Genomic DNA, 9098 nt, shown 5'->3' with positions numbered 1-9098 from the left:
TGATACATGGCTTTTTTTAATTTTTTTGTTGTTTGTTTCGATAAATAAACTTGAGAACAGGTAAATATGTCCTTAATTATTAGAAGGGTCAGTTAGACAGGAGTGAGGGCATGTATCGTTATGTCAGTTCACCGCAAGCGTCGAAGTACATAGTGCCACCACCTCAACATCGAGAGTTGTCGAGTGTGGATGTGCCTGAGTCCGAATTAGAGATGCGAGAAATATTGAATAATTGGTTTGCTGATGGTTTAGCGCCCATTATTGAAAGTGAAGATGACTACATCTCTGCGAGCGATCACGTTCGATTTGAAAAGCTTAGCCGCACCGTTGGGATGTTGTTGAGAAACAAAGATTATTATTTTGCGGCTAAACGGATTTTATCAGTGTGGGAACAAGATTGTCTTGAAACCACTTATATCAATTATCTCATTTTGCGCAGTGAGCGAGTCACTTCTTTAAGGTAAGTTAATGGTGTGGCATTTGTCATTTTTCATTAGGCATTAGGCATTAGGCATTAGGCATTAGGGATTAGCGACTTAGGGTTCGTGTGCTTACGATCTTTTTATTTTTCTAACGAATCAGCAAACAAAAAGGGCAAGCTTGGAGGCTCACCCTAAAGGTCTTTGTTTTGGCTTAACGTTATTTTCAACTAATTCTCAACTGGGTTACGACTTACACCCAACCATCAAATTTGAGTCGTTTTTGAATTCTTTCGACCGCTTCTTTCTGCATTTGTCTAACACGTTCATTAGAAACATTCACATCCAACATTTGTCCGACCTCAGACAGCGTTTTCACCTTGTTATCAAAGAAACCAAAACGGTGGATGAGCACCTTTTGTAATTTTGGAGGAAGTGTATAGATGATTTGTTCTAGAGCTTGGGTAAAGGATTGATCCTCACAATCTTGTTGAGGGTCTGGGATATATTCACTTTCGCATTGATCAAGCACCATAGGCGCATGGCTAGTTCCAACCGTTGTCGTCACGTCAATAAACCCGCTTAACGCCACCAGTTGATCGACGCGTTCGGCCTTTACACCTGAACTGTCTGATAGCTCAGAAATTGAAACCTCTTTACTCATTTTTTTGCTTGCATCGAGCTTTTTTGAGGCGAGGCTGTTTATTTCTTTACACACGTGGGCTGGCAATCGAACGGTTCGACCCGTGTTCATGAGTGCGGCTTCAATGTTTTCGCGGATCCACCAAACAGCATAGGTTGAAAAACGATAGCCTGGTTCTGGATCGTATTTGTCGATGGCCTTAATCAAGCCAATGTTGCCTTCCTCGATCAGGTCGAGCAGGGTGAAATTATTGCCTTTACGTTTTAGGTAACTCTTTGCGATTTTCACAACAAGGCGCAGGTTTGATTCGATCATGACATCACGCGCTTTTTTATCACCCGCGCGATTCAATTTTGCGTAATACACCTCATCTTCACGCGACAGCAGATCAATGCCAACAATATCTTTCAGATAATGAGCATAAGGGTCAGCACTGGTAGAAAATGATTCGGTAATGGGTGTTTCATCCGTGAGCCCCTGAAACGCAGCAAAACTATCGTTGTTCATTTCCTTGTCCTTATCTAGCCGACTGAACGTTTTAGTTTTTTTTATTATGCCACCAAGTGATTAACGCTTGGTTTCATTAGAGTGTAGATAACAATTTCTTCTTTACCAATAAATAAAATGCAATTTCGTATGTTTATGTCACAAAAAGATCTACAAATATTTAACTATTTTGCATCTCATCAAGTGTGTTGGTTTTTCGTTTAAAACATTAAGACGGATAGTTTATAAAGCATGTGTTATACATCGGTTTATCTAGATAAATGACGTGAATTTATAGGTGTGGGTTAGAACTATAATTGAGAGGAGAAATGATGAGAAAAATGTTAAGAGTCGAGGTTCAATGTTTCCAAGCACCTCAACTCTTTTAGCTGTGTCGGCTGTTAAGTATCGCCATGCACGTTTTAATTCTATCGACTAATAAGTGCTAAGAACCTCATCGATTTGCTGATTAATGATCTTCATTTCGCTGTAGATAACCGAAAGATCATCATCTTGCGGCGCAAGCTTATTGAGTGTGTTTTGTTCTACTCTTTCTAATGCAACTGTGGCCGTTTCTTCACCAAAGCTGGCTAAAATGCCTTTTAAGGTGTGCACGGTAAAATGAAGCTTGCCCCAATCTTGTTGTTGAACCAACTCTTCGATCTCTTGTAGCGAATTGCCATGGTCTTCTTGATATGTAGACAAAACGGCGTAAATGACGTCTCTGTCATTGTCTAAATAGGCGTTTAAAGCATCAAAGTCTAGCATGTGGACTCCTGTCGGCTGAATGTTGAAAATGGGCTAGGCGGCTTAGTGGAAAAACCATACCTTGATGAATCACTAATCCATTGATTCCATTTTGGAGGAAGTTCTAACTGTAAGATTTCTTCTAGATAGTCGTCGCTAAGTTTCTCATCTATATGAGCTTTATTGACGGCGTATATATAGTCAAGTTTGGCGGCAACTGAATATGGGTAACTGTGAATGTAGTCCTTTATTTCTTGGATCGAACCCAAATTTTCAATGTTTATACACGTTGAAGGGTCGACATTTTTGGACTCAAGTTGGTGATTTATGGCTTCTCCACGAGATTTGAGACATTCCACTGTTAAATGATAAAGAGAGTACTCACCAAAGTGGGCGAGCATGGGTAATAACTGAGTGAGCAAATAAGTCGGTTGGCTGTGGAAATTGTTCGCTAACAGTGTCGAAGCTCTAATCACTTTTTTGTGGGCAATCTGAGGGCTATTTTCGATGAGCAATATGCTGCTCTGAAATAGGGCAAGGCTGGCCAAAACTTGCTGCTGTTGTTTTACCGGAAGTTTCAGGTTTACCAACTCGGTGAATTGGTTGGCGTGCTCAAGCAAAATACGTTTGTACTTTAGTTGCGTCTCGCGCTGATACGTTGCTTTTAAGGAATTAAAGTGCGCACCAATGGAATGGATGACATCAATGTCAGCAGCTGAAATGTGGGTTGCATACATCTCACCTAACTTTATGATCATATGTGTGTTATCTGCGTTCTCAGCTAAGTCGATGGCCCTGATTGCACGATGGCTGATGCTGGGAGTCATCTCAAATGCACGAATCGCTAATTTAAGAGCAGGCAGCAGCATTTTATGTTTTTCATAGATACAGCTTAAGCAGTCAATCACGCTCAATGAGAGTGGCTGTGCTATTAGAAAATTGTGGAGCTTATCTATGGCTAAATTTGGCTTGCCTAAGCTGTCGAGAATCAGCGCCTCAGCCACCAATTTGGTTGGGTGCATGTTGGTTTTGGAGTTGTTAATGACGCTAGAGAGTAACTGCCATTTCTTACCTGCAATTAAATGTTCAATCAATGTCGCTTCGAACTGAACGCTAGTACCATTAGGGGAGATCGCCAAAGCTTGAGCTAATCTCTCTTGACTGGCAATGGGATACAAATCATTCAGTTGGGTGAGTTTCTTTGAAACGGACACGGCACTTTGGATCTTTTTACCCAACGTTTGAGTATTAATCGGTTTAGAAACGAAGTGGTGTGCTTCACCTGAAAGGGCGGTTAATACTGTTTCCTGACGCATATCCCCAGAGAGCAAGATTGTCGCCACAGTATGATCGATGAGGCGGTTTCGATACAGAATGCCCAACAGCTCAAAGCCAGTAAAAGACTGTTCTAAGTGGTAGTCAATGAGGAGTACATGAAAAGAGTGTGTCTCGACCGCTTTAATGGCTTTTCGATAGTCGGTCGCAATAAAAATACAGTCGCGCGAAACTCCCAAACTAGCCAGTTGCTGCTTAATAAGTATTGTTGCGCTTTTAGAGTCGTCGACGATCAAAATTCGAAGGTCTGTTGGTAAGGTCAAATCCATTTTCCTTAATACCAAATGTTATTTTTTAATTTAGGTGTCAAGTTGCACATTGTCAAGGTGCCTATATCACATACAAACACTCAATAAACTATTGGTAATTAAAGAGTATTAGATAACATTTATGAAAGCCTTCAAACGCAGGTGACTTTTACCTGATTTTAGTGGGGTTATACGTGTTTTAGAAATAAAAAAGAGGCAAGCCGATAAGCTCACCTATCTGTTTTATTGTTCGAGTTTTTATTCGAAATGTTGTTCTTTGCTTGAAGTTTTATTTACCGAAACTCTAGCGTTAATCACGCATGTTTAGAATCAATACTGCCGCTAGAGCCAAGAACGCCGTCATCATTAAGAACACATCGTTGTAAGCCATGATGGCTGCGTCACGTTGCATTGTGCCGAGCAAACTTGCTTGTGCTTGTTGCATCGCAGTTGCGGCATCACTTCCTGACTGAATGAAAAACGCTTGTTGTTGCTGAAGCGTCTGCCAACCAAGTTGACTCACTGAAGGTAGCGACTCCTTGATGTGTGCTAAGTGCTCACGGGTTTTGTTATCCAATAGCGTAGCGATAATCGCGATGCTGAAAGCGCCCCCTAAGTTCCGCATTACGTTGGTTAACGTTGATGCGTCTGGCGTGTCCATTTTGCTGATGTTCTTCATGGCAACCAAAGACAGCGGAACCATGATGAACGGACTACCAATAGCACGCAGAACCATAGATAAAATCAGCTGTTGCCCGCCAAAATCGATTGTCATGTGTGTATTTACGTAACAACTAAAACCGAACATCGCGAAGCCAAAGGTAACCAAGTACTTAGGCTTAATGATCTGTGTTAGCTTTGGCACAATTGGGAATATCAGAAGCTGTGGGAAACCCATCCACATTAGCACTTCACCAATTTCCATCGCGTTATATTGCTGAATTTGAGTGAGATACATCGGTAGAACATAGATAGAGCCGAGCAATGCCATTCCTAGAATCAAATAGGCGATACAAGACATCGCAAATTGCCCATCCCGCAATAGCCGCAGGTTAACCAATGGCTTCTTGTGTTGGAGTTCGTTTATCACGAAGTAAACCAAACTCACCGCCGACACGATACTCAAGCCAATAATAAAACTCGAACTGAACCACTCTTCACGGTTACCTTCTTCTAACACCACTTCCAAACAACCTAGCCCTAATGCCATGGTGGCGATACCAAACCAATCGGCTTTTTTCAGCGTGCCAAGGTCGAGCTTTTCATCGTCCAAGCCATATCGGATCATGGTGATCACAAGCAAAGCTGGCGGAATATTGATGTAGAAAATATAGTGCCACGAGAAGTTCTCCGTCAGCCAGCCACCAAAGGTAGGGCCAATCGATGGAGCAAAGGTCGCGGTTACACCAAACAGTGCCATACCCACAGCACGCTTGTTGACCGGCAATAACTGAATCACCAGCGAGAAAGCAAGCGGGATTAGAGCACCACCACTGAAGCCTTGCATCGCGCGGAAAACGATCATCGAGGTCATGTTCCAAGAGAACGAACACAACAAAGATGAAATGGTGAAAATGGCTGTCGTCCACGTGATATAACGGCGTTTACCGAGCGCTTTAGAAAGCCAACCACTGAGTGGGATAGCGATCATCTCTGCGACTAGGTAAGACGTAGAGATCCACGAGCTTTCATCCAAGGTGGCTGATAGCGCACCTTGAATATCTTTGAGAGACGAGTTGGTGATCTGAATATCCAAGATCGCCATAAACGCGCCAATCAAGCCGCCAAATAGGGCGATCCAATGGCGTCTCGAAACCTCGTCATCATCATTTGTTTGGGTGACAACACCAGCGTTACTCATGGTCTAGCCTCGTTTATCGATGGTCGCTACCACAGACAAACCAGGAAGCAGTCGACCTTTCAACTCTTGCTGATCTGGAATAGTAATTTTAACCGGTACACGTTGAACGATTTTAGTGAAGTTACCGGTCGCGTTTTCTGGTGGTAGGAGCGCAAATTTAGCGCCAGTCGCAGGGGAGAAACTGTCTACCACACCTTCAAGAGGCTGCCCCGGGAACGCATCCAGCTCTACTTCAACCGTCTGACCTTTGTGAATACCACTTAGCTGTGTCTCTTTGAAGTTGGCTTCAATCCACACTTGGTTGTTTGGTACCAAGCTCATCAGTGGTGCGCCTGCTTGAATCAGCAAGCCTTCACGTACGCTGCGTTTACCAATCACGCCATCTGCTGGCGCGTAAATTTTGGTGTAATCAAGGTTAAGCTGTGCTTGATCTCTCTGGGCTTGAGCTTCGGTCACGGATGCATTTGCTTGCTCAATCTCACTAGCGATAACGGTTAATTGGTCATTGGTTGCAACGAGGTTTGCTTTTGCTTCTTCTAAATCTGCCTGAGTTACTTTTTGTTGTGCAACCATGCTATCGACTTCATCTTGAGACGCGTAGTTACGCTTTAGTAAGCTACGAGAACGTACCACTTGTTGAATCGCGCGTTCGTATTCAGCTTGTGCAGAATCAACGCGGCTTTCTGCTTGATTGATCTTGCTACGTTGTAACGTTTGTTGTGCCACTAGATTTTTGACGTCTGATTGCACGACGCTTAAATGGGCGTTTGCTTGAGCGAGTGCTGACTGGTAATCACGGTCATCGATTTGAACCAGCAAATCACCTTCTTTAACCGATTGGTTATCACTCACATAAGACTTAACAATATAGCCAGAGACCTTAGGGCTAATATTCGTGATGTCGCCTTGTAGGTAGGCATTGTCGGTAGATTCAAAGTACTGGCCATAGCCGTACCAGTATCCAGCACCGGCTAAACCCAATGACAGCATGATCGCAGTAGCAATAAGCGGAGCTTTTTTACGTTTTTTTGTGCTTACTGTTTGCGAAGCGTTGTTGTTCTCTGTCATTTTTTCTTTCTCATTTTGTTTTTATTTAGATGTAACGAATTGTAAATGAATTCGATTGATTGATAAGATAGGAAAAAAGGGAAACACTGTTGCAAAAATCTAACTAATGGCGCTTTGGGAGAAGTACGATGGACTTAAATGCTGTGACTGTTTTTACACAAGTTGTTGATTGTGGGAGTTTCACGCACGCAGCTGAAGCATTGAACATGACCAAGTCGACCGTCAGCCGAAAGCTAGACGAGCTGGAACAGCATCTAGGTGTGAGGTTGATCACTCGTTCGACACGAAGTTTAGTCTTAACGCCAGAGGGTGAGCGCTTTTATCAGTCGAGCATGCAGATGCAAGAGATCATGAACCAAGCTGAGCTAGAGGTTTCAGCCAATCAGGATTTGATCCGAGGGCAGTTGAATGTTGTGTTGCCTGTCGAATTGGGGCATCAAGTATTAGCCAAATACATCCACAGCTTCCTAAAAGAGCACCCAAACGTGACTTTGAACTTAGAACTGTCGAATCGAGAAGTCGACATCATTGCGGAGGGGATCGATCTTTACGCACAAATTGGTGAGCTAGTGGACTCGAGCTTGGTTTCTCGCTACCTCACAACATCAAAGCGTGTATTGGCAGCCAGCCCTGAGTATTTAGAGCAGTTCGATGACGTCTCTTCACCCGATGATCTTGAACCGCCATTCAGAATGATTGAGGTGGTGAACAAGGCCGCGCGTCTACCCAAGTGGCATTTACAATTAGAAGGCGGTGAGTCGATTTTGATCGATCTGCCGTGTCAGTTACGGGTGAATACCATCACGGCATGCCTAACAGCTTGTGTAGATGGGCTCGGCTTGGCGGTGCTTCCTGAATTCATTTGTCGTGAGCACTTCAAGACAGGCAAGTTGATTCGTTTGCTACCTGAATATGAGATGCCGGAAGTTTCAGTAAGCCTAGTGTATGCAGACAGGCAGTTGATGCCGAAACGTAAGAAGGTCTTTATCGACTATCTACTGACTGCTTTTCAAAATAGAGCCAATCAAATAACGAAATAAAGGCATATTGTATTGGGAGCAACAGAAGGAATCGGCTGCCTAACTGTTGATTAGTTGTAATTCATTGACAATGACCAATAACATTGAAAAGAAAAAAACGAACTTGTTAACAAGTTCGTTTTTTTCTGATTGCTAATGTAGTTGTAGGCTAAGTACCGAACTAGCTCTTTTTCTCTGTGTACTCTAGCTTGTAGAAGTGAGCTTCACTTTGTCCATTCGTAAATTGGTTGTATACGCCAGCTTTGAAGTAGCTTAATAGGTGACGCCAGTAGTCAATATCCTGCTCAACTTTACGTTCACCGTTTACGTCAACAATAAGTTTCTTATCACCCACGATTAAATCAAATGCTGTTGGTTTGCCTTGTGGTGCTTTGCCTAAATCATACTGAGAATATGCTACGTCTGATTTGCACATTTCCTTGTCTTGGTTTTTCTTGCCGAACGATCCTTTACAAATTACAGCGTTGTTTTTAATGATTGCCCAGAAATGCCCTTCAATACCATTATTGTCACGTTTCCATACAACACGAAGCAAAGGGTGGGGGACATTGTGAGTACCAAGATCATCTAAGCCTTTGTTATGTACTTGTAGGAATGTAATCTCGTCTTGCTTAGAGTCTGAGTTCTTCATCGACTCTTCAGGTTTTATGATCTCCACCTCCGAACTTAATGTGTATGTTTCATTTGTTAAGTCTGTGCGGAAGTTTTCCTGAACGCGTAGCTCGTTGCGCAGGTGGTCATTCTTCATGGTAAAGACTAGCGCTTCACTTTCTTTGTCGACATAGAAGTTGTTGTTCACAATGCCGTCGTAGTTATTATCGAGCGCAAAATAGTCTTTGTTGCCTTTCTTTCCGTTTGGATCTGAAATTTGAAGTTCAGAAACTGACAAAACATTTTGGTATTGAGAGTAATTAGAAGGTTCGCCTAAAGCTCCTTCTGGATTCGAAAACTGAACATTAGCGATTGCCGAAGAAGAAAAGGCAAGAAGGGCACAGCAAGTGAGTAGGGTCTTTTTCATCAAAAATATCTCTTTTGTATTATTATCATTCAATATAAGCATTGATATCACTTTTGAGATTTATGTGAAAACATCTGTGTTTGAAATTGTGGTCGGCACCCAATTTTCTTGTACAAAAATAGAGAGAATTAGGTGTCGATTGGGATTGGTACCTGAGTGTCAAAGGTGTGGATTTTTGCTCGTTAACAACACTACCTGCTAACCCGTAATAGTGAATAAGGTGAGGCTTAAAA

Annotated in this window: 8 protein-coding genes; 2 read left to right on the top strand and 6 right to left on the bottom strand. The window is 42.6% G+C overall.

What is annotated here, in order from left to right; all coding sequences use genetic code 11:
- Positions 1–110 precede the first annotated feature (110 nt).
- On the top strand, positions 111–464 hold the full coding sequence (locus tag ACED41_RS14590; RefSeq protein WP_017072193.1) for a hypothetical protein: 354 nt from the start codon (positions 111–113) through the stop codon (positions 462–464).
- Between the two features lie 208 nt (positions 465–672).
- Here ACED41_RS14590 and ACED41_RS14585 read toward each other — a convergent pair whose 3' ends face one another.
- From ACED41_RS14585 to ACED41_RS14565, 5 genes are all read right to left on the bottom strand, one after another.
- Positions 673–1569, bottom strand: coding sequence for an RNA polymerase sigma factor RpoD/SigA (locus tag ACED41_RS14585; protein ID WP_017060509.1), 897 nt, complete (start codon positions 1567–1569; stop codon positions 673–675).
- Positions 1570–1983: 414 nt separating this feature from the next.
- Positions 1984–2316 (bottom strand): Hpt domain-containing protein, encoded by a 333-nt coding sequence (locus ACED41_RS14580; RefSeq protein ID WP_017060508.1) that lies wholly within the window; start codon positions 2314–2316, stop codon positions 1984–1986.
- On the bottom strand, positions 2310–3899 hold the full coding sequence (locus ACED41_RS14575; RefSeq protein ID WP_017064673.1) for a response regulator: 1590 nt from the start codon (positions 3897–3899) through the stop codon (positions 2310–2312). Before ACED41_RS14575 ends, ACED41_RS14580 begins: the two co-directional genes overlap by 7 nt.
- A gap of 289 nt (positions 3900–4188) precedes the next feature.
- Positions 4189–5739, bottom strand: a complete 1551-nt coding sequence (locus ACED41_RS14570) for a DHA2 family efflux MFS transporter permease subunit (protein WP_017060506.1) — start codon at positions 5737–5739, stop codon at positions 4189–4191.
- Positions 5740–5742: 3 nt separating this feature from the next.
- A complete protein-coding gene (locus ACED41_RS14565) occupies positions 5743–6807 on the bottom strand; it encodes an HlyD family secretion protein (protein ID WP_017072190.1) in 1065 nt (354 codons plus the stop codon).
- 128 nt (positions 6808–6935) lie between these two features.
- Between ACED41_RS14565 and ACED41_RS14560 the strand changes: the two genes are divergently transcribed.
- On the top strand, positions 6936–7847 hold the full coding sequence (locus ACED41_RS14560) for a LysR family transcriptional regulator (RefSeq protein ID WP_017060504.1): 912 nt from the start codon (positions 6936–6938) through the stop codon (positions 7845–7847).
- A 160-nt stretch (positions 7848–8007) separates the two neighbouring features.
- On the opposite strand, the gene ACED41_RS14555 is transcribed toward ACED41_RS14560, so the two are convergent.
- Complete coding sequence (locus ACED41_RS14555; protein ID WP_017060503.1) at positions 8008–8865, bottom strand: polysaccharide lyase family 7 protein; 858 nt, start codon at positions 8863–8865, stop codon at positions 8008–8010.
- Positions 8866–9098 lie beyond the last annotated feature (233 nt).

It is taken from the genome of Vibrio sp. 1F255, assembly GCF_041439145.1.
GTDB lineage: Bacteria > Pseudomonadota > Gammaproteobacteria > Enterobacterales > Vibrionaceae > Vibrio > Vibrio crassostreae_C.
The sequence above is the reverse complement of the archived record's forward strand: the minus strand, read 5'-3'. Positions and strand labels throughout refer to the sequence as shown.